A 24,056-nucleotide genomic window follows, 5' to 3' on the forward strand; every position below is an offset into this window, starting at 1 on the left:
CGGGCCGGACGGCAGCCGGTCGCATCCTGGAAAGGCAAACTGCCCGAAAAGCAGCCTGCCCCTGCCCTGTTTTCAGGCCGTTCGCACACGCGAGATGAGCGCGAAGACATAGCCCCCAAGCGCGCCCGCGGCCATTTGCGCAATGAAGCCTGCCCATGAACGGGCACCCGCAATTGGCGTGATGTTGTAGACCATGCCCATCGCGGAAAGCGCCACGCCAATGGCGACGGCGCCCGCGACGGCATAGACAAGATTGCGCTGCGTGCCCGCGAAGCGATAGACCAGCGCACCTGCGAGGAAAGCAATGAGAAAGCCCCCCGCGATGACCAGGCCGAAAAGCGGAGCCATGCCCCCAATGTCATGCAAGGTGGTCGCAAGGCGGTCGGAGAAGGAAACGGCGATGCCCATATCCGTCAGGCGCCCGATCACGAACTGGGTGTGAAAGACGGCGCCGAGAATCGTCGTCACGATGACCGCCGCGACAAAGGCCAGTACGAGCTTCAAAATCCGCATTTCCGTTCCCCACGATTTCTTTCGGCCGCTTTATACCTATATGATCGCATAAAATATCACCGGAAGGGACGGGAAACAGCGAATGGCGAAACTGGTGCGGAAATTCAGCGCGCTCGCGGGCGCGGCAATCGCGCTTTCACTGCTCGGGGCGGCACATGCCGTTGCCCAGAATGAGGGAGTGGCGGCTTACGAGATCGTTCCGGTGGCAGAAGGGCTTGACCATCCCTGGAGCCTGACCTTCATGCCGGACGGCTCGCTGCTGATTGTGGAATTGTCCGGCCAGATTCGCGTGATGCGGGACGGCTCGCTGGCGGACGAGCCGGTGGCCGGTGTACCGGCGGTCTATTTCGCGGGCCAGGGCGGCTTGTTCGACGTGGTACTCGACCCGGACTTCGCGGAAAACAGCCTCGTCTATCTATCCTATGCGCATGGCACGCCCAAGAGCAATGGAACACGGGTGGCGCGGGCACGTTTCGACGGCGAGGCGCTGACCGATCTCGCGGTAATTTTCGACGCAACGCCCGCGAAGGACACGCCGGTCCACTACGGCGGGCGGATTGCCTTCCTGCCGGACGAGACAATGCTCGTCACCATTGGCGATGGCTTCGACTATCGCGAGGAGGCGCAGAATCTCGGCAGCCATCTCGGCAAGATCCTCCGCATCGGCCGGGACGGAAGGGCGCTCAGCGACAATCCGTTTGTCGGGCGCGAAGGGGCGCTGCCGGAAATCTGGTCCTATGGGCACCGCAACCAGCAGGGGCTCGTCTACGATGCAGCAAGCGGGCGGGTCTATGAACACGAGCATGGCGCACAAGGCGGCGACGAAATCAACGTGATCGAGCCGGGGAAGAATTACGGCTGGCCGGTCATCACGCGCGGCATCGACTATTCTGGTGCACGGATTTCACCGTTCACCGAATATGAGAGCATGGAACAGCCCATCGTGGACTGGACGCCTTCGATCGCGCCGTCGGGCATGACCATCTATCGCGGCGACGCCTTCCCTGAATGGCAGGGCGATATTTTTGTCGGCGCGCTGGCGGCACAGCATGTCCGCCGGGTGAAGATGGAGAATGGCGAGCCGGCGGGCGAGGAAGTGCTGTTTGCGGAACTCGACAAGCGCATCCGCGATGTGCGGTCGGGGCCGGATGGCTATCTCTATCTCGTGACGGATGGCGAAGGCGGCAGCGTGCTGCGCGTCACGCCCGCGCGCTGAGACAGACTAAATCCCAAGACGGCGAAGCGCGTTCATTGTCAGATAGCGGTCATAAGCAGACTGGTCATTGACCATCATGGTATGACCGCCGGTAATGCGCTGCACCTGTTCCAGCCTGGTGATCCTGTTGGTCTGGATATTGTGGGCATGGACATGTGTCCAAGACCAATACGGGTGAGCGCCGTCCATCACCACTTCCCTGCCTTGCTTGTATTGCGAGAATGCGCCGTCGAACGAGCGAAACACCTTGCCGCTGCGGTCGAAAGAAACCATCACTAAGGGCAAGAGGGTTCGGGCGTCGAACCAGACCCACTTCTTGCCGACAGGTGCACGAGGAAAACGGACCGGCTCCGCCTCCACGACCAATGCTTCGGGGACGAGCTGAACCTTGGTATCCCAGAAAGTGACGCCGTTCGGTCCGCCATGTGTGCGGTGCTGCCAGTTCGGGTGACCGGCCTCCCAACCGTCCGACAGCGCGGCGAGCGCCGGGCCCTGATGCACCAGCTTGTAGTTTCCCCATGTATGCAATGGATCGCCCGCCGCCCAGGCATCGGACAGATACATGGTGGAGCCGGCGATCAGCGGCTCGAAACGCTGATTGGTGGGAAAGCGGCGGATGCGCTTGAAGGCCGGAAGGTAGCCATAGAGTTCGGGAAACTCGTTCTGGTCATAGGGCCAGATATTGAGGAAAGAGGTTCCCTTTTCCGAGTTCGGTGATGTGAAAGCCACCGACTGGAAGCGAAACTTGTCGATGAATTGGGGCCAATAGGGTTTCGGATCGACGGCGACGCGGCCGACCGGCGCAAGCTCCGCCCAGACCGATTCATATCTGTAGTCGACAGTGCCGTCGGGTGAGAGGTCTTCCTCGCGCGTCGCATAGACCGAGATGTCGTGGCGGCCCCAGCTCAGTGTCAGGCCTGCGAAAATCTCGAGAGCGCTTTTGGGGTCGGGAAAGGGATTCCCGCCGATCCATGGTTCACCGTCCGCAGTGACGACATTGCCGCTCCTGTCGAAGCGCGCCTTGCCCTTGTTACGAAACGTGGCCTCGAGATATTCCCAGGGGCTCAACGCCATGATGTCTGTCGTCGGCGCGACAACTTCGAGGACACGTCCCATCTCCCTGATCTGGCGATAACGGATCGGATCCAGCAGATCCTTCACGAGATCGACATTGCCGGCGTCGATACGCCCGCCGGTGGAGATCGCACCCCTTGTGTGGGTTCAATTGAGAGAAGTTCGTCAGGATAGGCCCGCGATGCGTCGCCATGCGCGGCAACCGTCTTCCACAAGGGAGCTGTGACACCAAGTGCAACAATCCCTCTGCCGATGCGGCTGAGAAATGTTCGGCGCGAGTAGTCATGTGCGAAACGACGGATATGCACTTTTATCTCCGCCGGTTGTCAAACCCTGTTTGTGAAGGTACCCGCCCGGAGCGCCGGTGCCTGCCTTGGGGTACACGGGCGCCTGCATAAACAAGCTCTATGTCAAGGCACCGGCTCTCCGGGCGGGAACGACGACGGAGATCAGAACTGGTAGGTAATGCGGAATGCCAGTTCGTCGGCCCAGTCAATCGTGTCGATGATGTCGTCATTGCCGCCATCGGAGAGCGTGATGTTGGCAAAGACTTCCGCCGTCCAGGCCGCGCTTGGCTTCCAGCGCAGACTCGGCTGGATCAATGCGCCGCCCTTCAGGTCGTAGAATACTGCCATGTCCGCCCGCCAGATCAGGTTCGGGAAAGGCTGCTGCATGGCGAAAGCATCGGCATTGAAGGAGCTGTTACCTGTGGGCAGACCGCTGTCTCGCTCACCCGTCGCGCCCATGCCGCTCAGGTGACGGCCGAACATGTCGCTTTCGGATTTGTGCAGATATTGCAGCACCATGAAGGTCGCAGGGAATTCCTGCGAGAATCGATGATACTTCTCGAAGACCAGCGAGCCTACATATTCGTCCTTCACAATATGTGTGCGGCTGAGATCGGGGCTCGTGAAGTGCTTGTCCGGTGTCCATGTGAACTCGCTGCGGATCACGAGCTGGTCGAAGAACGAACCTGGGTCGGCATTGACGATATAGTTCGCGCCGAGACCGAAGATATTTTCACGTGGATAGACCCGCGCGATATGATCACGAAGCGGACCGAGAGCCTGGAAGAAGAGATCCAGCTCCGAGGCGACAAGAGGCTGGGTTGGCAATTCCACCGCGCCGAGTGCGCCTGTGGCGGGCTGGAACTCACGAACTGCCGTATTAAACCCCGTGAAGCCGTTGAGCCGTGCCATACCGGCATAGGTGAACCACACGGCCGCAGAATAGACGCCTGTATTGCTTATGGAGAATGGCGTGCCTGCGAGAACCGGATCGTTCGACGCTGTCCAATGGAAGACGCCGTCTGGATTGCGCAAGCCCGCTTGCTACGGGACTTTTTCCCGGATGCCTCAGGCGGCTTCCCGCGCGATGCGTACCATCAGCTTGCCGTTATTGCCGCCAGTGTAGAGCATGCGCAGCGCATCCACGGCGTTCTCCAGACCGTCTTCGATGTGGATGCGATACTTGAGCTTTCCCGTACGCATCCATTCGATGAGTTCCGCGTGGTACTCGGGAAAATGCGCCGCATAGTCGAGAATGACGAAGCCCTGAATGGTCAGGCGCTTCATGATGACATTGCGAAACATGTAAGGCCCCGGCACCGGGTCCGACGAATTATAGGTCGAGATGAGACCGCAGACTACGACGCGGCCGCCCTCATTCATCAAGGTGAGGCCCGCATCGAGCTGGTCTCCGCCGACATTCTCGAATTGCACGTCGATGCCGTTCGGCGCCTCGCGCTTCAGCGCGTCAAGCAGGTTTTCCTTGCGATAGTTGATGGCGGCATCGAAGCCGAGATCGTCTTTCAGCCATTTGCATTTGTCATCGGAGCCCGCAACGCCGACGACGCGGCAGCCATGCAGTTTCGCGATCTGGCCGACAAGCGCGCCGACAGCGCCTGCTGCCGCCGTGACGACGACTGTATCGCCGGGTTTCGGCTTGCCGATTTCAAGCAACCCCACATAGGCCGTGGGGCCGGCGACGGCGAGAATGCCGAAGGCGTCGGATAGCGGAATACCCTCAGGCCGGGGAAAGGGCGCCCAGCCCTCGGCGTCGGTCACGATCCAGTCCGACCAGGTTCCAATGCCGGTCACCAGCGAACCCTTCGGGAAAGCGGGATTTTGCGATTCCGCCACTTCGCCAAAAAATAAATCCGAGCATCCGGGCGCCGAGGGGCAGCGGGTCCATATAGGTGTCCCAGTCGCTCGGCCAGACGCGGTTGGTCACATCGAGCGACATATAGAGGCTGCGAATGAGGATCTGGCCGGGCTCAAGGGCGGGTACGGGGTCTTCGCGCAGAACCAGCGTATCGGCCTCGATGACGTCTTTCGGGCGCTTGTTGAAATACCAGTGACGCGCAATCCTGCCCACTGCCGCTCCTCCCCCTGCTACGGGATCCGAGGATTTTTCCCTTCGAATCCAGTTACTTAACCGTTTCAGCACGCTTTCCTCCCCAGGCAGCGTTACAAGCGTCGCATGCTGAAACAGTTTCTCCCACCCATACCCACCCTAAAGGGTGGGTATGGGCTTTGATACCTGGCCGGGCAAGAAAATCACTGAAAATCGAGAGTAAGCGGAAGGGTCACGACATTGTCAGGGATATGGGCCGGGATCGGTGGCACGGGGAAGGACCGCCTGATTGCATCCAGCATGGCCTGATCGAGTGCAGGCGATCCCGACGGGCGGACGAGCACCAGATTGACGAGCCTGCCGGACCTGTCGAAGGAGACATTAGCATGGGGGGCAACAATGCGCGCGATATCGAGATTGGGCGGCAAGACAAGATTTGCGTTGAGGCGCTGCCTGAGCATCCGGCCATAGGCATCGCCCCGGCCTACCTGCCTGCCGCTATCCGGCGAAGCGGCGCTGTAACTCCGCTCAATGGTCTGAGCCCATTCCGGCAGAGGCGGCGCCTCGGCCCTCTCGCGGGGCGCTGCCCTTTCCGGCGTTTCCTCAAGCGGGCGCGGCACTTCCCGCTCTGCCCGTTCGGTGTCGGCCGGCTCTTCCGGCGCGTCGTCGGAGCCGAATTGGAATGGCGATCTGATTTCCTGTTGCTGCTGCGGTTGAGGTTCTGGCTCTGGCTCCGCCTGAGGTTCTGGCACCGGCTGCGGCCGAGGTTCCTGAACGATCTCGACCTCAATGGCTGCCGGACCTTCCGCCGGTGGTGTCTGCTTCGGGCCGACAAAGAGGAGCGGCAGCAGAACCAGCAGGTTGATCAGGACGGCAAGGCCAAACGCGATCGCCAGTTCGCGCGTCCATGTGTGCGGCCGGGGCGGTGGCGGCGGCGAGACGTGGAACGTCATGCGCGGCGCCTCTGCCTCTCCCCCTGTCTCACTCGCATCTACTGAAACCATTTCCGCCGAAATTCCTGCCGTTCGCGGCGCCAATCCTGTCGGCGCCCACCATATCAGGCGGTCATGCCCATTGGCAGGGTTGGCGAAGCCCGTTCGGCATGGCATTGCTAGCGGATGAGCCAAAAAACGGGAGTCCGGCCATGACAAGCCTTACCGTCGCCGCCACGCAAATGGCCTGCGGCACCGACCGCGAAACGAATATCGCAAAGGCGGAGAAGCTTGTCCGCGAAGCGGCTTCGCGCGGGGCGCGGCTGATCCTGCTGCAGGAGCTTTTCGAGACGCCTTATTTCTGCAAGGACATGAAGCCGGAATATATGGAGCTTGCGCTCCCGGTATCGGAAAATCCGGCGATCCGCGCGATGAGCGCGCTCGCGAAGGAACTCAAGGTCGTTCTGCCCGTGTCGTTCTTCGAGCGGGAGAACAATGCGCTCTACAATTCACTGGTGATGATCGACGCAGACGGGGCCAATCTCGGCCTCTATCGCAAATCGCATATCCCGGACGGGCCGGGCTATAGCGAGAAATATTACTTCAATCCCGGCGATACAGGCTTTCGCGTGTTCGACACGGCGGTCGGCCGTGTGGGCGCGGCGATCTGCTGGGACCAGTGGTTTCCGGAGCCCGCGCGCGCGATGGCGCTGAAAGGCGCAGAAGTGCTGCTCTACCCCACTGCCATCGGCTCGGAGCCGCATGATCCGGAGATCAATTCGCGCGACCACTGGCAGCGCGCGATGCAGGGGCATTCGGCGTCGAACCTCGTGCCCGTCATCGCTTCCAATCGCATCGGGCGCGAGGAAGGCGAAAGTTGCGGCATTACTTTCTACGGCTCGTCCTTCATCACCGATGGCATGGGCGCGAAGATTGCCGAGGCGGACGAGACTAGCGAAACGGTGCTGACCGCGACATTCGATCTAGAGGTGCTGCGGCGGCAGCGACTCAACTGGGGCGTGTTCCGCGACAGGCGGCCGGAACTCTATACCGACCTCTTGACGCTGGACGGCACACCGCGGCGCTGAAGGGCGCGATCAGGACGGCGGCGGCGCCACGAGAATGGTTCGGAAGCCGAGATGGGTCGTCGCTAGGTCTTCTTCCTGCGGCTGGCGCGCACCCGGCCTGTAGCGCAGGCAATAGGACGGCGCGCAGAGCCATGAACCGCCCTTGATGACGCGGCTGCCCGGTGCGCCGGCATAGGGGTCCGCCGTCCATTCCCAGAGATTGCCGATCATGTCGTAAAGACCGAGAGCATTGGGTTTGAAGCACCCCACGGGAGCGATACCGGCGAAGCCGTCTTCGGCGAGGTTGATGACAGGGAAAAGCCCCTGCCAGGTATTCGCTTCCTTTGGCTGGTCGCGGTTGTTTTGCGCGTGTGGATTTGCCTCGCGCGAGGCCCATTCCCATTGCGCTTCGGTGGGAAGCGCCCTGCCCTTCCATTCGGCATAGGCAAGCGCATCCGCATAGGCGATGGCGGTGACGGGGAATTGCTCGCGTCCCTCGATTGAAGTGCCGGGGCCGCCGGGCTGGTGCCAGTTCGCGCCGGGCACATATTGCCACCATTGCGCGATGTTGCCGCTGCCATCGACATTGTTCGGCATGATGAAGACAACGGCACCGGGTTTATGCATGTCCGGCGGCAAGCCCGGATTGCGCATAGTATCGACCGGGCGTTCGGCCACGGTGACATAGCCCGTCGCCGCGACGAAGGAGGCAAACTCGGCATTCGTCACTTCCGTCCGGTCCATCCAGAAGCCATCGACCGCGACTTCGCGCAACGGGCGTTCTTCCGGGTAATAGGTGTCGCCCATGACAAAGCGGCCACCCGGAACCCAGACCATGCCTTCATGGGGCGTGACCGGCGCTTCGGCGAAGTCGCAGCTCAAGGGGCCGGCATCGGCGAGGCGCGCGGCTTGCTGCCCGCCACGAATCCACGCGCCAGCAGCAAGCGCGGACAGCACCAACAATCCGATGACAAGACCGACAACGAGAATTCTCCGGTTCATCCGGCAATCCGGCTCCTAGTTCGCCCACATCACAAATTCGTCGTCCGTTCCACGCGGTGCGCCACCGAGCGGCCGGTCGATCATTACAGGCATTTCGACGAGCGAAGGCCAGATCGGTTCAGCCTGTTCTGCATCTATCATTTCAAGCGCCGCCATCATCTCGGCAAGCTTCTCGGGGTTTTCTTCCGCAAGATTGTACTGCTCGACCGGGTCGTCGGCGAGGTTGAAGAGCCAGGCCTTCGCCGGCCGCGCCAAAACCTGAAGCTTCCAGTCGCCCTTGAAGAGCGTCCTGTAATTGCCAGACCGGAAATAGAGCGGGCGTTCGCTGACGGCCTCGCCGCGCACGTGACGCATCAGGTCGATACCATCATAGACGCGATCTTCGGCCAGCTGCGCACCGGCGGCGGCGGCCGCGGTCGCAAAGATATCGACATGGGCGGCGCGATTTTCGAGCCTTGTGCCAGCGGGAATTTGTGCCGGCCACTTCATGAAGAAAGGCACATGAATGCCACCTTCAAAGAAGCTCGCTTTCCAGCCGCGATAGGGCGTGTTGAGATCCGCGATGCCGACATAGTTCGCACCGCCATTGTCGCTCGAGAAGATCACGATGGTGTTTTCCTCAAGGCCCTGCGCCTCAAGCTCGTCGAGTACCTTTCCGATGCCCCGGTCCAGCGCGACGATCATCGCGGCATATGTGCGTAACGTGTGATCCTCGATGTGGGAGAGTGCATCGTAGTCGGACTTGAGCGCCTGAAGCGGCGTATGCGGCGCATTATAGGCGAGATACATGAAGAATGGCCGGTTGCGATTTGCACGGATCGCTTTCACCGCCTCGTTCGAGAGATAGTCCGTCATATATTCCGACGGCGCGAAATGCTTGCTGCCGTTGTACTGGACAGCGAATGGCAGGTTCGCCCAGAGAAACCTGTCGATCGGATCGAAGTCCTGCATGGAGTTGACGACATCAGGGTGGTTCTTCGGCAGGAAAAGAGCGGCGCCCGGCATGAAACCAAGCGCTTCGTCGAACCCGCGCATTTCGGGACGCGAGGTATCTGTCGCACCAAGATGCCATTTGCCAAGCATCAGAGTGCGGTAGCCCTGCTCCTTCAGCATCTGCGAAATGTAGATCTCGCTGACCGGCACACTCATTTCCTCAACCGGCGGCGTGTCTTTCTCTCGGTCTCCATGATAGATGGCACCAGTATTGGCAAAGGCAGCAATGTTTTTGGCGAAGGCGGGCGGCACCGGCGTGAATTCGAAGCCGAAGCGCGTCGCAAAGCGGCCCGTCATAATTGCCGCGCGGGAGGGCGCGCAGGTCGCATTGCCGGCATACCCATTGGTGAAGATCGCGCCGCCGCTTGCGATGGAATCCATGTTCGGTGTCGGCACTGTTCCGTCAGCAAGCCCACCGCCGCCATAGGTCAGTTCATTGAACCCCATATCGTCCACCAGAATGAAGACGATATTCGGCGCACGTTCCGAGGGCGGCAGCGAGACCTCCGAAGGCCCCTCCTCCCACACGATTTCGCGATTTGGCTTAACAGGGTCGGTGATCGACTGGATGACGCCAGGCAGATAGTACCAGTAGCGGTCGAACAGGATCGCGCCCACGGCAACGATGAGGGCGAATCCGGCACCGACTGCAAGCGCGCGCTTTCCGATCTTCATGGCATCCTGCCCCCGTCGATTTAATGTCTGTCATTAGCGTAGTCGGGAGCAATCTTGGTGGACAAGGTGAATCAACGGGCATTCCGTATTGCGAAACGGACCTGCTCAAACGGCAGGGCGAGGCTTCCCGGCAGCGGTGCGGCGAGTTCCACGGAACCGGCGCTCGCCCGCGAAATCGCTACGTGCGAAAGGGCGGCGGGCGGGTGCCTCGTCCAGAAAATCCCGGATCAGGGGAATGACTTCCTTCGCGCGCGAGACGAGAAAGAGATGCCCGCCGGGCACAACTTCGAGGCGTGCGCCTGGAATGAGCGAGGCGAGGAAGCGGCCGTTGACCTGCGGCACGATCTGGTCGTTTTCGCCCGCGAGTACCAGCGTGTCGGCTTTCAGGAACGGAAGGAAAGGAACGCTGGTCCAGCCCATACCGGCAAGAAGCTGGTAGAAATAACCGCGGAAGCTTGGTGCACGAAGGCGCCGCGCATGCCCATCCGCACCATCCTGCTCGTCGCCATAGAGCATTTCGAAATGCTGCATCATGTAGTCGGGATTCATGTAGCGCTTGGGATGAGCAAGCTTCGCAAGCGCAGCCGGCTTGCCCGGCACCATGAAGAAGCCGGCAGACGTCGCCGCCAGGATAAGGCGATGAACGCGCGAGGCGAACTGGAAGGCGAATTGCTGCGCCATGGCGCCGCCCCATGAGACGCCCATGACATCGACTTCGCTGTAGCCCAGCTCATCGAGAATGCCGGCGGCCATTCGTGCGAATTGCCAGGGTCTGTATGGCAGGGCCGCGGCAGGCGAGCCGCCGACGCCCGGCGCATCGAAGGCGATGATGTCGCGATCGGGCATCGCTTCGGCGAGCGGCGCGATCAGCTCGATATTGGCACCGATGCCGTTGAAGAACAGCAGTGGACGGCCGTGCCCCTTGCCTTCCCACACGGCGGTGCGAAGCACATTCGACCCCACCCTGATGTCGCGATAACGCGGTGTCCGATCATTCATTCCGGGGCCGGCCTTTCGACTCACACAGTGACCACTCAGCCTAATACATAAGTACCCGGAGCGGGATCCATAGGCTGAAATTTGCGTGAGCCAAGCTTTTTCGGAGCCGGAACCATTTCGCCGGACCTCTCGCCGAGCCAGATTCCCCAGCGTTCCCACCAGGAACCCTGCACTTCCGAGGCGCCGGCAGCCCATTCGTCCGCCGCGGCTGGAAGATTCTGGTTAACGAAATATTTTGCCTTCGGATTGCCGGGCGGGTTCAGGATCGCCTGAATATGTCCACTATTTGACAAAACGAATTCGCGCTTGCCAGTCAGCATCTGCGTGGTGCGGTAGCAGGCCTTCCAGGGCGTGATGTGGTCCGTGACGCCGCCGACGATGAAGGCGTCGATATCGACCTGGCCGAGATCGATCGTCTCTCCAAGGATCATTTCCTTGCCGGGATTGGCGAAAGGCTGCGTCTCGTATAGCGAAAGATAATCCGAATGAAGCGCCGCCGTGAGATTGGTGGAGTCGTTGTTCCAGAAGAGAACGTCGAATGCAGGCGGCTTCTGGCCGTGAAGATAATTGTTCACGACATAGTTCCAGATGAGATCGTTCGGTCTCAGCCAGGCAAAGACGCGTGAGAGATCGGAGCCCGCGAGCACGCCTTTCTTGGCTGATCGCTTTCGCGCCATTTCAATGCCGCGTTTGGTGACAAGCACGCCGACATCGCTGTCTTCCATGCGCGGATCGAGAACGCAGACCCAGAAAGTGACGGAATTGACGCGCTTGTCGCCTTTCGCGGCCATGTAGCTGAGGAGCGTTGCCGTGGTTATGCCGCCGGAGCAGCCGCCGGAAATATTGACCTTCTCAGACCCCGTGATCGAGGTCACGACGCCGATGACATCGACCAGCGCCGACACATAGTCGGCCAGACCCCAGTCGCGATGCTCGGGCCCCGGATTGCGCCAGCTGACGACGAAGACCTGGAAGCCTTGATCGACGAGATAGCGCGACATGCTCTTTTCGGGGGTGAGATCGAGCACATAATATTTGTTGATCTGCGGCGGCACGAAGAGCAGCGGCATGGCTCGCACTTCGCCCGTCTTCGGCGTGTATTGCAGGAGTTCCAGCATCTCGTTGCGATAGACGACGGCGCCTTCCGTGGTGGCGAGATTCTCGCCGACCTTGAAGGGCGTCTTGTCGACCTGCGAGGGCATGCCGTGATTGTGGCGCAGATCGTCCAGCGCATGGCGCAGGCCCTGCACCAGCGAGAGGCCGCCGGTATCGACGGCAAGTTTCACCGCCGATGGATTGCCTACAAAACTGTTCGTCGGCGCAACGGCGTCGATCATGATGTCGGCGACGAGCATGGCCCGGCCATGCTCCACCGGATCGAGCTCAAGCGACTTGATGAATTCGTGCATCTCGCTGCGGAAGGCGAGCCAGCCCTGCATCATGCGGCTATAGACCGGACTCAACTGCCAGGCACGGTCCACGAACCGGCGATCCTTGGGCTCGGGCGCGAATTTCTGCTGGCCGCCGATAATGTCCACAACATTTCGGCCGAAGGAGCCGATATGCTGCATGAAGGTGAACGGGTTGCGCGCAGCGCCGCCGACGATCGCCCCGATGGCCGACATGACGTCCTCGCGGCTGATGCCGACGATAGGGCTCAGGACATTCGGCGTTTCAGCCGCTTCCTCACCGATGCCCGCCCCAACGTCTTCCTTGTGCCGCCTCGCCATATTGCCCTCCCCGGCCTCTATCGTTGCGACCTGCCTTCCCTCCCCGGATGGCAGATTCCGGAAGCCATGATGCGCCGGGCCGTTGCCTCTCACAAGAGGCAGGGCAGCCGAAAGGACAATCGGGCGGTATGCGTGGTCTCTATAGCGACAGCAGCGTCTTCGCACCGATATTCAATTGCCCGGCAAGACCGGCATCCCGATGCAGCTCGATCGCGTGATATTCGGGCGAATTGACCATTTCGAGCAGGGCGGCGCGGGAGGGATATTCAACCAGCGCGACCTGGTCCCAGAGCTCTTCGCACTCCCCGATCATCAATCCGTCGACGATGCCGACATAGATCATCCGGCCACCGAGACGTTCGATGATTGCCTTCACGGCCATGCCATAGCGCGTATAGGCCTCGAAGCCGCTGATATGGGCGTCGCTTCCGTCCGGGTAGGCAGCCTTCGCCCGGAATTTCAGCAGATTGACCATGACGACGGGCCCGTCCCGGTCCACGCCTGCAGGTCCAAAGAAGGCTTCCATCTGATCGTCGCCCGGCCGCAATGCATTTTCGACTTTCATCTGCCTTCTCCTGGCCCTCTCTAACGCGATTGACGCGGGAGAGGATGGCACATTATATTGACACTATCCGTGTCATTTTATCGGCATTTTCGCTGCGCCGGTCAAGCGGCAAGAGGCCACGGCACGATGTGCAAATTTCGACGGCCGGGTGAACAGGGATTTCATGCGCAACAGCACCGTAACGTGAGAGGATGGTATGTCGCGGCCGCATCAGGGGAGGAAACCACATGAGCACACAGATCCGGGAGTTCATCGTCAACCGGCAGGATTTTTCCAAGGCCCAATGGGTCGACCGGGCGGCGGAACTGGAAGACGGCCAAGTGGTTGCCGAAATCGAGAAGTTTGCGCTGACCGCGAATAACATCACCTATGCCGTCGCTGGCGACATGCTGAATTATTGGGCGTTCTTTCCGGCGCAGGAAGGTTGGGGAAAAATCCCTGTCTGGGGCTTTGCGCGGATAGTCGCCTCGAAATGTCCGCAGGTTGCGGTGGGCGAGCGCATATTCGGTTATCTGCCGATGGCGAACTATCTCGTCATGCAGCCCGAAAGGATCAGCGCCGGAAGTTTCCTCGATCTTTACAAGCAACGCCGCGACCTGCATCCCGTCTACAACAACTACATGCGCATCACGGGGCCGCGCGCCCATGAAGACCTCGAGCCCATCCTGCGGCCGCTTTTCACGACCTCATTCCTGATCGACGACTGGCTGGCCGATAACAGTTTCTTCGGGGCGAAGCAGGTGATCTCGATCAGCGCTTCATCCAAGACAGGGCTCGGACTGGGCTTCGGATTGAACCGCCGGCGCCCATCGGGGCCTGCCGCTATCGGCCTTACCTCAAAGGGCAACAAGGCTTTCGTCGAAAGTTCGGGCTATTTCGACAAGACCGTCACCTATGAAGATGTTTCAATCCTCGATGCGTCGATCCCGACGGCGGTAGTCGACTTCGCAGGCAATGGGGACGTTCTGTCGGCGGTGCATCATCATTTCCGGGACAATCTGGTGGAAAGCACGACGGTCGGGCTTTCGCACAAGGACGCGCCACGCGCGCCCGCAAATCTGCCCGGTGCCAAGCCGCATCTCTTTTTCGCGCCCGACCAGATGAAAAAGCGGAACGAGGAATGGGGCCATGAGGCCTATGACCGGAAAGTGGGCGAAAGCTGGGACGCCTTTGCCACCTCTGCCGGGAAATGGATGAAGCTCGAGCGGGGCCACGGAGAGGCCGCAATCGCCAGAGTCTATTCGGACATGCTGGCGGGCCGCATCAACCCGGCGGAAGGGCATCTTCTGTCGTTCGGCTGAAAGAAAAAAGAAACAGGGAGAAAATCCATGTCGCTCGAAACACCCTTGCTGCTCAGCGGCGCGCCGGGCTCCCCCTACACGCGCAAGATGCTGGCGCTGCTGCGCTACCGTCACATTCCCTATCGCTTTTTCCTGTCTGGCCACGATACGCCGAAGAAATTGCCCACGCCGAAAGTGCCACTGCTGCCGACCTTCTATCTGAAGGAAAATGGCGGCGACTATCAGGCTGCTGTCGACTCCTCGCCGCTAATCCGGCGATTTGAAAAAGAGTTCAGTGGACGGAGTGCCCTGCCCTCGGACCCGGTCGCCGATTTCATCGACTACCTGATCGAGGATTATGCCGATGAATGGCTGACCAAGGCGATGTTTCACTATCGCTGGTACTACAAGCCCGACATCGCGCGCGCGGCAGCCATCCTGCCGCGCTGGCGGGCCGTTACCGCCTCGGAGGACGACCATCTGAAGATGGGCAAGTTCTTTGCCGAAAGGCAGATTTCGCGGCTCTATGTCGTCGGCTCGAACGACACGACGGCGCCGGTGATCGAGGCGAGCTATCTGCGCTTTCTCGATTGCATGAAGGCCATTCTGGAGAAGCAGCCATTCGTAATGGGAAAACGCCCGGGCAGCAGCGATTTCGGCATTTTCGGGCAGTTGACGCAGCTCACGCATTTCGATCCGACCCCCATGGAAGAAACGCTCAAGCGCGCGCCACGCGTCTTTGCCTGGACCGACATCATGGAAGACTTGTCCGGTCTCGAACCTGTGGAGAGCGACTGGATATCGCGCGATGCCATTGCCGGTGTACTGGGCGGACTGCTCAAGGAAATCGGCCGCGTCTACGCCCCGGCACTCATCGCCAATGCGAAGGCGCTGATGACAGATGCCGAGCGGGTCGAAACCGAGATCGACGGCAAGCCCTGGGTGCAGCAGCCCTTTCCCTATCAGGGAAAATGCCTGCAATGGTTACGCGAGAAGCGCGCGGCGCTTTCGCCGGCAGACCGGGCGGCGGTAGACAAGCTGCTTGCAGGGAGCGGTTGCGAGGCGTTTTTCGAAGGCTAGACCGGTTCAGCGCTTGTTGCGTCCGGGAGCGACAAGAGCGAGGCCCATCGCCTCGATGACACGTTTCGCCTGCGGGATCGAAAGCCGCTGATCGACACGCAGGCGGCGCCACATATCGAAACTGAGCAAGGCGTCCATCGCATCGAGGGTAGTTCGATCCTTGCGAATATTGGATGGCAGGGCATTGCGCAACAGCTCGCGCAGGCCCGCATTCATCCTGTTCTTGTCCTCAATCAGATAGGGCGAGCGATGGGTATTTGCGTCGGCCGCCAGACGGAACGGCATGATGCGCTCGAAAAGGCGCGAGCGGCGCTCAAGCATCTGCTGCAAGCGTTCCTCTACCGTGCCGGTCGGCTCCGACAGATCGAGCAAGGGCTCGGCTTCCATCATCGCAAGGGCGCCGATCTCGCGGTAGAGGCTCTCCATATCGTCAAAATGCCGAAACACGGTGCGCAGACCGACATTGGCGCGTGTCGCAACCTCTTCGGCGCGCGGCGCCACATTGCCCTCCCGTATCAGATCGCGCATGGCCTCGACGATACGAAGGCGGCTTGCCGCGCTGCGGAGGCGGCGTCCGTCCTGTTTCTTGATGGAGCTGTCGGTCATTCGGGGAAACTCATCGATATTGCCGTTTGCATCTTCCCAAACCGCGCCTGCAATTGCTACAGGCGCCTTCCCCCTCTGGAAAACTATAGACCTATTCACTGCCACTTTCGAGTGCGCGCCGGACGCGGCGTAGAATGACGCGGCGGGCCTTGTCATCCGCAGCTCTTTCGAGCTCAGCGCCAATATCGAGCCAGAGCTCGGAAAGATCATTGTGCCAATCGGTCCGTCCGACGCTTTCGGGCTGAAGGCGTCGTGCGGCGGGGCGCTCGCGCGTAGCGGGTGTTTCAGCCAGCAGGTCCAGTTCGTCGTCGAGCGCAGGGGCAAATATCCGGTCGCCGTCGAGACCGAGCGCGGCGAGCCTCTCATGGAGCCCGGCAATGCCTTCATCCTCGCCATGCACAAGGATGATGCCTCGTTTCACCGGCCCGCGATCCGCCACCCAGCGGGCGAGCCCCGGGCCATCCGCGTGGCCGGAAAAAATATCGAGGGTGCGGATGCGGGCGCGGACTTTCACCTCTTCGCCCTGGATGCGCACGGCTTCCGCCCCGTTCTGCAATATGCGGCCAAGGGTGCCTTCCGCCTGATAGCCGACCAGCAGCACGGTCGTATTCTGGCGCCAGAGGCGGTTTTTCAGATGGTGGCGGATACGGCCTGCATCGCACATACCGCTGGCGGCGACGACGATATGGCCGCCATCCATGCGCTCGATCATCATGCTTTCCTGAACGGACTCGGTGGTCCGCAGGAGCGGAGAGCGCATGAGGTGCTTGAAGGTCTCCCCGTCCTCCAGCTCATCTGCATGGTCCATGAAGATTTCCGTCGCGCGGATGGCAAGTGGCGAGTCAAGAAAGATCGGCACCTGGGGGATACGGCGCTTGTGCGCCAAAGCCAGCAGGTCGGACAGGAGCTCCTGCGTGCGCTCGACGGCGAATGAGGGAATGATGAGCGCGCCATTGTCCTTGAGCGCTTCGTTCACCTCCCTCGCCACGAGATCGCGCCGCTGCTCGAGCGACATGAGGCCGCGCTCCCGCGCGCCATAGGTCGCCTCGCAGATGATGTAGTCGAGGTCTTCCGGCGAATCCGGCGATGGGTGAAAGCTCGTCACATCGGGGCCGATATCGCCGGAGAAAAGCAGGCGAAGCGTATGCGGCTTGTCTCCATCGGCGCGCAGTTCAATCTCGACCGATGACGAGCCAAGAATATGTCCCGCATTCCAGAAACGCGCACGAACGCCCGGTGCAGGCTCCACCCATGCGCCATAGACGACCGGGCTGAACATGCGCAACGTCGTCTCCACATCCGTCATGCCGTAAATGGGCGTGACCTCATCGCGGCCGCGCCGCGCATTTCGCCGGTTGAGCTGCTGGACTTCGGATTCCTGAATATGCGCAGAGTCCGGCAGCATGCAGGTAAGCAGATCGAAGGTGCCATGCGTGGCATAGATGGGGCCGGTGAAGCCATTTTTCACAAGCTTCGGCAGCAGCCCCGAATGGTCGATATGCGCGTGGCTCAGGAGAACGAAGTCGATCTCTTCGGGTCTGAAGGGGAAGTTCGCATAGTTCAGCGCCTTTAGCGTTTTCGAGCCCTGGAACATGCCGCAATCGACAAGGAATTTCGTCTTGCCCGCGCGCAGGAGGAAGCAGGAACCCGTGACCGTTCGGGCGGCACCATGAATATTCAGCGAAATCGTCATTGATCTCTCACTTCACCTTTTCGACGCGAAGGGCATTCGCCAGCAGAGGCGCGAGGGAAATTTCATTGGTCGGGTGCGGCACCGATGTCGTTGACCAGATGGACACCGCGCCCTCCTTGCGCAGGCGATGCTCCATTACATCGTCGAACAGTGCATGAGTGACGGCGAGGTGGATCGAGGCGGCGCCCTTCTCTTTCAATTTCGATATGGCCATCAAAACCGTGCCACCGCTCGACACAATGTCATCCAGCAACAGGACAGTCCGGCCCTTTACATCGCCGTGGGGGAATTCTATCTCGACCTTGCGATCGCCATGCCGCGTCTTGCGGCCGGCAATCGCCTCGGCGCCAAGTGCATCGCCGACACGGCGGGCCCACTGGATCGACTCATCGTCGGGCCCCACCACCAGCACATCGGCGCCGAGCCCCCGCCCCTTTGCGAAATCTGCAATGGCATCGGCGGCGGTCAGGTTCTGCGCCTCGATATCCGGGAAAACTTCGTCTATGCGCGAAACACGATGAAGATGCGTGTCGACGGTGACGATGCGGTCGAAGCAGGACGAAAGGAATCGCGACATCGCCCGCTGGCTTACGGCTTCGCCTTCATGGAACGCCTTGTCCTGCCGCATGTAGCAGAGATAGGGCGCAACGAGGACGAGCCGGCCTGCACCGCCGCGGCGCAGCGCGTCCGACACGAACATCAGTTCGACGAGCTTCTCATTGGGCCGATCCAGCGGGCAGTAGACAATCGACGTTGCGGTGGCACCCGGCGCCGTCACACGGGACTCGCCATCGGGAAAACGATGAACGCCGATTTCAGAAAGTGAAATGGAAAGCACCGCTGCGAGGCAGGCGGCGTGTTCTTTGCCATGCGCAAAGGTGAAAAGCGAAACGGCGCTCACTTTGCACCACCGCTTTTTGCCCCGGGGCTCGCAAGCGCAAAGCCATTGATTTCCTTCGCGGCGTCGACCGCAAAGTGGAAATGGGATTCACCGGCTGAATAGATGCGGTAGAGAGGTTCGCCTGCCTCTACCCGGTCGCCGATCCGCTTCAGCATGAGGAGACCTGCGCCACGATCGAGCGGTGCACCTGCCAGACGCGCAAGCTGGGCGATGCGGAAGCAATCGATGGAGGCGACCACACCATCGGCATTCGCGCAAATGTCGGCCGTAAGGGGGCCGGGCTTCGGCGCCACAGGCGCCCTTCCCTGTGCATCGATTATCTTGTTCATCGATTCAAGCGCGACACCGCTTTCCAGCAATTGTCTTGCGCGCTCATAGCCACCGCCTCCACGGACCGCCGGGTCCGCCTCTATCACGCGGCCTGCCAGATGAAGCGACTTTTCCCGCAAATCCTTCGGCGCTGCCGGATCATTGGCAAGCACTGCCATCACGTCCTGGGCTTCGAGAACCGGACCGACACCGCGGCCAATCGGCTGGGCACCGTCGGTAACGAGAATATCGACATGGATTTTCATGGCGTCGGCCACGAACTCGAACAGCTTGCGCAGGCGCATCGCCTCCATCGCATCGCGCACCTTCGCAGACGGACCAACCGGCAGATCGATCACCAGATGGGTCGAGCCTGCCGCTTTCTTCTTCGACATGATGGAGGCAACCATCTGCTCGCGCGTATCGAGGTTGAGCGGGCGCTCGACGCCGATGAGAATATCGTCGGCAGGAGAAAGATTCACATGACCGCCCCAGACGAGGCAGCCATTGCACTCCTCAACCACGGATTTCATCTCATCCATCGACAGATCGACGCGAGCGAGCACCTCCATCGTGTCCGCCGTGCCTGCCGGCGAGGTGATCGCACGAGAAGATGTCTTTGGCATGGTGAGACCATGCGCCGCGACGATAGGCACAACGACCATCGTCGTCCGGTTACCGGGAATGCCGCCGATGCAATGCTTGTCGACCACGACCGGCGCGTTCCACGTCATGTGATTGCCGACATCGGCCATCGCAAAGGTCATGTGGAGCAGTTCATCTGTCGTGAGAAAGCCCGCGCAGGCAACGAGGAAGGCGGCGATCTCCATGTCGGAATAGCGATAGCCGACAATGTCATGGATAATGGATTCGATCTGATAGCGGTCGAGCGTCTCGCCGACGATCTTGGCGCGCACATGATCGAGGCTCTGCGGGCTGCGCGCGGGCGCTATCGTCACTGTCCCGCCCTCCTTCACATCGAGGCGGCGAAAGGCAGGTTCCGTCAGTCCGATTTCATCCGGGCCGACCATCGACGGATCGCTGCAGATGTCGAGGCTGGCGATGATGGAATGGCCGTTATTGTGAATCTCCAGCCGCTTGAAGGCCTGAAAAGCCTCCGGGCGGAGCGCAATGCAATTCGAGGCGAGTACGGCCACATTTTCCCGCAGCGTATCGAGCGGGATGCGGCGTATCCTGAGCATCATCGGCTTTCGACTTCCTTATGCACGATAGATTGTCTCGCCGCGTTTGATCGTTTCGGCGATTGTGAGATTGCGCAGTTCGTCGGCATCAATGTTGACCGGATCTTGCTCGGTAATGACGAGATCGGCGAGCTTTCCTGCTTCGATGGAGCCCTTGATGTCATCCTCGAAGTGCTGATAGGCGGCATCGATGGTGATCCCGCGCAAGGCCTCTTCGGCGGATATACGCTGTTCCTCACCCAGCACCCTGCCGCTTCGCGTCCTACGATTGACGGCGGACCAGAGCAACATTCGGCAATCGGAGGGAACGACCGGCGAGTCATTGTGGAGCGAGTAGCGCATGCCCCGGTCGATGGTGGTGCGGACGGGGCTGATGCGCGACGCGCGCTCAGCGCCCAGAACCGAGTCCCGGTGCCAGTCGCCCCAGTAAAAGGTATGCGTGACGAAATAGGACGGCATGACGCCGAGCCGCGCCATGTCGTCAAGCTGATCTTCCCGCAACGTCTGTGCGTGGATGACTGTGGCGCGACGGTCACCTGCACCATGTTTTTTCGTTGCCTTGTCGATGGCAGCGATGAACTGGTCTGCTGCCGCATCGCCATTGCAATGGGCATAGACCTGCCAGCCACGGGCAAAGGCGTCATCGACCATGTTGGCCGCCGCTTCGTCATCGACAATGCGGTAGCCGCTATAATTCTTGTCGAAACCGGGCGGCACGACTTCATAGGGCTTCGTGAGCCATGCGGTCTTCGCCTGAGGCGAGCCGTCCAGCATCATCTTGATGCCGCCCACCTTGACGCCGTTATAGTCGCGCTGCATTTCGATATCGCCACGCGCCAGATCCTCGATATGGGTGAAGAAGGGATAGGCGACGACGTCGATCCTTAGCCTGTCGCGTTCGGCGGCAAGCGAGAGAAGCTCGAAATCCGGGCGCCGCGTTGCGCCATCCTGCGCCGTGGTAATACCCCAGGCGGCGTAACGGTTCTGAACCTCGTCGAGCAGATCGAGAAGTTCTTCGCGCGAGGCTTGCGGCAGGCGCGGCATGGCAAGCGTGATCGCGCCTTCTTCCAATATGCCATTCGGCTCGCGCGTGCCCGGCCAGCGGCGGATGACGCCGCCCTTCGGATCGGGTGTATCGGCATTGATGCCGAGCAGCGACAGGGCGGCGGAGTTCACCACGACGACGTGAAGCGAGGCGTGATAGGCAAGCACAGGCTGATCCGTGGATACTTCGTCGAGATCGGCTCGGGTCAAGGCCCGTTTTTCAGCGAGAAGTGAATCGTCATACATCGCGCCGAGAATCCAGCCGCCTCGCCCGCCCCCCGTCCGCTCGCGGAACTTGCGAAGCTCGGACTTGATATCTTCGATGCTGCGAATGGGACCGGCCGGTTCCGGCGCGAGGTTCTGAAAGCCCATCAGCAGTGCCGTCATCGAGATATGGCCGTGGCAATCGATGAAACCCGGCAGCATGGTGCGGCCCTCAAGGTCGACGAGCTTTGCATCGCGCCCGGCGCGTGCCGCCACGTCCGCCTCGCTGCCGACCGCGACGATGCGCCCACCTGAAACGGCGACGGCTTCAGCCAGAGGCGCCGAAGCGCCTATGGTGCGGATCGTGCCGCCGCGATAGACGGTGACGCCCGCTGCCGCGTCGAGGCGTGCGCGCCGTGTATCGACATTGGCGATCGCGGGCGCGGAAAAGGCGAGCGCCGTGGCAAGGCCACCTGCCGCCGCATCCTTCCTGCCGCCGAGCAGCGCGAGGCCGGCTGCCGTCAACGCCGCCCCTGCGCCGAAAAATCCACGCCGGCTCAAGCCTGGATGGCGAAGCTGATAGGCCTCCCAGATATAGGGAGAGCAGCAGGGGCAACCGCTTTCATGCGTTTCCGGCCTGTTATGCGGCATGTCTCGCCTCCCCCTCAGCGTCCTGTGAAATTCGGCTTGCGCTTTTCGAGGAAAGCGGCGACTGCCTCCCGGTGATCCTCGCTGGTGGATGCGAGCGCGAACTGGTCGGCATCCATGAAGGTGGAGACTGCATTCAGCGCCGTCGCCGCATTGGTGATGCCGCGCTTTGCCATGCGGATCGCGACGGGCGGCAGGGCGGCCACCTTCTCCGCCCAGCGGCGCGCCGTTTCAAGCGCCTTGCCATCGTCGCAAATCTCGTCGGCAAGACCCCATTGCTCGGCCTTCGCGGCATCGACCTTTTCGCCAAATATTGTGAGCTGTTTTGCGCGCGACGGCCCGATCAGGTTCACCATGCGCGGCTGGGTGTGCCAGCTCATGTTCATGCCGAGCGGAATTTCCGGCAGGCGGAAATGCGCACCGCGGCCCATGATACGGAAGTCGCAGGCCACGGCAAGCGCCACGCCGCCGCCGATACAGAAGCCTTCAATGGCGGCAATCGTCACCTGATCGAGCGCCTCCCAAGCGTCGCACATGTCGGGGCCGGCGCGCAGCATCTCCCGGCGCTCAAGCAGCGACGCTTCGGCGCGCTGACGCATGGCGGGATCGGCAAGATCGGCGCCGCCGGTGAACGCATTGCCGCCCGTGAGCACGATGGCGCTCGAACTCACATCGTCGCGCAGCGCCCGGGCAGCCGTTGTGAGGTCTCGCAAAAGCTGCACGGAAAGCGCATTTACACGGTCACCGCGGTCGAAGCGCAATGTCGCAACGCGACCCTCGCGTTCAATGGTGATGAAATCACCGATCTTTTCGCTGACGGACATGCCCCCTCCTTGCGGCTGACGCGGCTTCTGCAGGCCGCTTTGCTAAGGGAATGATGGCGTCCCGGCGGCGGAAAGCCCAGTGTTTTCCTGTCGCAGGCAAAGGAAAGGCGGCGCAATCGCTGCGCCGCCTTCAAGGCCAGGAAAGTCCGGTCAGCTATTGGCCACTTGCCATGAGCCATCCGGCTGGCGGCAGGCATAGCCATAGGCCTGTTCGGCGCGGCCGCCGATCGTCACGACCGTCTGATATTCGCGGCAATACTGGCCGGGATGGGGCTCCCAAGTGCGTAGCGGCGTAACTTCGTAGCCATAACCACTATGCGGGTCCTGCCAATAGACGGGCTGATTCGACGGCACATATTCGAGCACGTCGCCGACGCAGGCCTGATTGGTGGAGTCGACCAAACTGCCGATGACACCGCCGAGCACGGCGCCGATGAGGGCGCCGCCAATGACGGGGCCGGCGCCGCGGCCCTTGTCAGCACCGATGACACCACCGAGAACAGCACCAATTGCGGCGCCGACAGCATCGCTGTTGCAGGCCGAATAGCGGTGGCCATAACCGTAGCTGTCATAGCGATAGACCGAATCGTAACCGGCATAGGGGCCGCTGTAATAGTAGTCGCTGTAGCTGTAGCCCGACACGTGATGCACATAGACCGGCTGCGGAATCGTGACGTAGTAGTTGACGTTCCTGTAAACGATGATGGGGCCGTGCGAATGCGGCTTGCGGCTGCCATGCCAGCCATACCACGGGCGATCCGCATAGACGGGCTTGTAGGGCCGCGTGTATTGCGTCTGGTTCTGGATGTGGCGCCGTTCATTTGAGCCACGCCACGCCGTATTGCGATTGATCTGCGCGACCTGCTGGTGACTGTCATGGCGTTGCCGGTCGCGCGGCTGATCGCTGTAGCGTTGAACCGGCTGCTGATGGCGCTGCTGATTCTGCTGCTGGGCTTGCCGCAGCTGCCAGTCCTGCTGCTGGTCGCTCTGACGCTGCACCTGCTGCTGATAGCGCTTGCGATCCTGCTGCTGGGCTTGCCGCAACTGCCAGTCCTGCTGCTGGTCGCTCTGACGCTGCACCTGCTGCTGATAGCGCTTGCGATCCTGCTGTGCCGCCTGCTGCTGGTGCCGTTGCCGCTCGTTC

22 protein-coding genes are annotated in these 24,056 nt (G+C 61.1%); 4 read left to right on the forward strand and 18 right to left on the reverse strand.

Annotation, left to right across the window (positions count from 1 at the left end; all coding sequences use genetic code 11):
* Positions 1–72 precede the first annotated feature (72 nt).
* Entirely contained in the window at positions 73–513 is a 441-nt protein-coding gene (locus ACK4FH_RS14425) for a hypothetical protein (RefSeq protein WP_409814990.1), read from the reverse strand.
* A gap of 82 nt (positions 514–595) precedes the next feature.
* Between ACK4FH_RS14425 and ACK4FH_RS14430 the strand changes: the two genes are divergently transcribed.
* The gene (locus ACK4FH_RS14430; RefSeq protein WP_409814993.1) at positions 596–1,729 is read left to right on the forward strand and encodes a PQQ-dependent sugar dehydrogenase; all 1,134 of its coding nucleotides are present in this window, start codon (positions 596–598) and stop codon (positions 1,727–1,729) included.
* Between the two features lie 6 nt (positions 1,730–1,735).
* Here ACK4FH_RS14430 and ACK4FH_RS14435 read toward each other — a convergent pair whose 3' ends face one another.
* From ACK4FH_RS14435 to ACK4FH_RS14455, 5 genes are all read right to left on the reverse strand, one after another.
* Positions 1,736–2,890 carry a DUF1329 domain-containing protein gene (locus ACK4FH_RS14435; protein ID WP_409814996.1) on the reverse strand — a complete coding sequence of 385 codons (1,155 nt, stop codon included), beginning with the start codon at positions 2,888–2,890 and terminating at the stop codon, positions 1,736–1,738.
* Positions 2,891–3,252: 362 nt separating this feature from the next.
* The gene (locus ACK4FH_RS14440) at positions 3,253–4,125 is read right to left on the reverse strand and encodes a hypothetical protein (protein ID WP_409814999.1); all 873 of its coding nucleotides are present in this window, start codon (positions 4,123–4,125) and stop codon (positions 3,253–3,255) included.
* A 33-nt stretch (positions 4,126–4,158) separates the two neighbouring features.
* Positions 4,159–4,869, reverse strand: coding sequence for a zinc-binding dehydrogenase (locus ACK4FH_RS14445; RefSeq protein WP_409815002.1), 711 nt, complete (start codon positions 4,867–4,869; stop codon positions 4,159–4,161).
* Positions 4,829–5,179, reverse strand: coding sequence for a hypothetical protein (locus tag ACK4FH_RS14450; protein WP_409815005.1), 351 nt, complete (start codon positions 5,177–5,179; stop codon positions 4,829–4,831). Before ACK4FH_RS14450 ends, ACK4FH_RS14445 begins: the two co-directional genes overlap by 41 nt.
* A gap of 182 nt (positions 5,180–5,361) precedes the next feature.
* Entirely contained in the window at positions 5,362–6,111 is a 750-nt protein-coding gene (locus ACK4FH_RS14455) for an energy transducer TonB (protein WP_409815008.1), read from the reverse strand.
* Between the two features lie 191 nt (positions 6,112–6,302).
* On the opposite strand from ACK4FH_RS14455, the gene aguB reads away from it, so the two are divergent.
* On the forward strand, positions 6,303–7,178 hold the full coding sequence (aguB, locus tag ACK4FH_RS14460) for an N-carbamoylputrescine amidase (RefSeq protein ID WP_409815010.1): 876 nt from the start codon (positions 6,303–6,305) through the stop codon (positions 7,176–7,178).
* Between the two features lie 9 nt (positions 7,179–7,187).
* Here the strand turns inward: aguB and ACK4FH_RS14465 are convergent, their stop codons facing one another.
* From ACK4FH_RS14465 to ACK4FH_RS14485, 5 genes are all read right to left on the reverse strand, one after another.
* Positions 7,188–8,159 carry a formylglycine-generating enzyme family protein gene (locus tag ACK4FH_RS14465; protein ID WP_409815012.1) on the reverse strand — a complete coding sequence of 324 codons (972 nt, stop codon included), beginning with the start codon at positions 8,157–8,159 and terminating at the stop codon, positions 7,188–7,190.
* Positions 8,160–8,174: 15 nt separating this feature from the next.
* A complete protein-coding gene (locus ACK4FH_RS14470; RefSeq protein WP_409815014.1) occupies positions 8,175–9,827 on the reverse strand; it encodes a sulfatase-like hydrolase/transferase in 1,653 nt (550 codons plus the stop codon).
* Positions 9,828–9,932: 105 nt separating this feature from the next.
* Positions 9,933–10,826 carry a poly(3-hydroxyalkanoate) depolymerase gene (phaZ, locus tag ACK4FH_RS14475; RefSeq protein WP_409815017.1) on the reverse strand — a complete coding sequence of 298 codons (894 nt, stop codon included), beginning with the start codon at positions 10,824–10,826 and terminating at the stop codon, positions 9,933–9,935.
* A gap of 35 nt (positions 10,827–10,861) precedes the next feature.
* Complete coding sequence (locus ACK4FH_RS14480) at positions 10,862–12,556, reverse strand: alpha/beta fold hydrolase (RefSeq protein WP_409815019.1); 1,695 nt, start codon at positions 12,554–12,556, stop codon at positions 10,862–10,864.
* A 139-nt stretch (positions 12,557–12,695) separates the two neighbouring features.
* Positions 12,696–13,121, reverse strand: a complete 426-nt coding sequence (locus tag ACK4FH_RS14485; RefSeq protein ID WP_409815022.1) for a DUF1330 domain-containing protein — start codon at positions 13,119–13,121, stop codon at positions 12,696–12,698.
* A gap of 227 nt (positions 13,122–13,348) precedes the next feature.
* Here ACK4FH_RS14485 and ACK4FH_RS14490 point away from each other — a divergent pair, with 227 nt between their 5' ends.
* Entirely contained in the window at positions 13,349–14,422 is a 1,074-nt protein-coding gene (locus ACK4FH_RS14490; protein WP_409815024.1) for a DUF2855 family protein, read from the forward strand.
* A gap of 27 nt (positions 14,423–14,449) precedes the next feature.
* Positions 14,450–15,481, forward strand: a complete 1,032-nt coding sequence (locus ACK4FH_RS14495; RefSeq protein ID WP_409815025.1) for a glutathione S-transferase N-terminal domain-containing protein — start codon at positions 14,450–14,452, stop codon at positions 15,479–15,481.
* A gap of 6 nt (positions 15,482–15,487) precedes the next feature.
* On the opposite strand, the gene ACK4FH_RS14500 is transcribed toward ACK4FH_RS14495, so the two are convergent.
* The 7 genes from ACK4FH_RS14500 to ACK4FH_RS14530 form a co-directional block, all read right to left on the reverse strand.
* Positions 15,488–16,087 (reverse strand): TetR/AcrR family transcriptional regulator, encoded by a 600-nt coding sequence (locus ACK4FH_RS14500; RefSeq protein WP_409815027.1) that lies wholly within the window; start codon positions 16,085–16,087, stop codon positions 15,488–15,490.
* 91 nt (positions 16,088–16,178) lie between these two features.
* Entirely contained in the window at positions 16,179–17,780 is a 1,602-nt protein-coding gene (locus tag ACK4FH_RS14505) for an MBL fold metallo-hydrolase RNA specificity domain-containing protein (protein WP_409815029.1), read from the reverse strand.
* Positions 17,781–17,787: 7 nt separating this feature from the next.
* Positions 17,788–18,681: a ribose-phosphate diphosphokinase gene (locus tag ACK4FH_RS14510; RefSeq protein WP_409815031.1), complete on the reverse strand. Its 894-nt coding sequence runs from the start codon at positions 18,679–18,681 to the stop codon at positions 17,788–17,790.
* The gene (locus tag ACK4FH_RS14515; protein WP_409815033.1) at positions 18,678–20,195 is read right to left on the reverse strand and encodes a thymidine phosphorylase family protein; all 1,518 of its coding nucleotides are present in this window, start codon (positions 20,193–20,195) and stop codon (positions 18,678–18,680) included. Before ACK4FH_RS14515 ends, ACK4FH_RS14510 begins: the two co-directional genes overlap by 4 nt.
* A 15-nt stretch (positions 20,196–20,210) precedes the next feature.
* Positions 20,211–22,091: an amidohydrolase gene (locus ACK4FH_RS14520; protein ID WP_409815036.1), complete on the reverse strand. Its 1,881-nt coding sequence runs from the start codon at positions 22,089–22,091 to the stop codon at positions 20,211–20,213.
* A gap of 14 nt (positions 22,092–22,105) precedes the next feature.
* Positions 22,106–22,912, reverse strand: a complete 807-nt coding sequence (locus ACK4FH_RS14525; RefSeq protein ID WP_409815038.1) for an enoyl-CoA hydratase/isomerase family protein — start codon at positions 22,910–22,912, stop codon at positions 22,106–22,108.
* A 150-nt stretch (positions 22,913–23,062) separates the two neighbouring features.
* A partial coding sequence (locus tag ACK4FH_RS14530; RefSeq protein WP_409815041.1) for a hypothetical protein occupies positions 23,063–24,056 on the reverse strand: 994 nt, incomplete at its 5' end.

Origin of the sequence: Parvibaculum sp. (assembly GCF_046297875.1) — a bacterium.
Taxonomy (GTDB): domain Bacteria; phylum Pseudomonadota; class Alphaproteobacteria; order Parvibaculales; family Parvibaculaceae; genus Parvibaculum.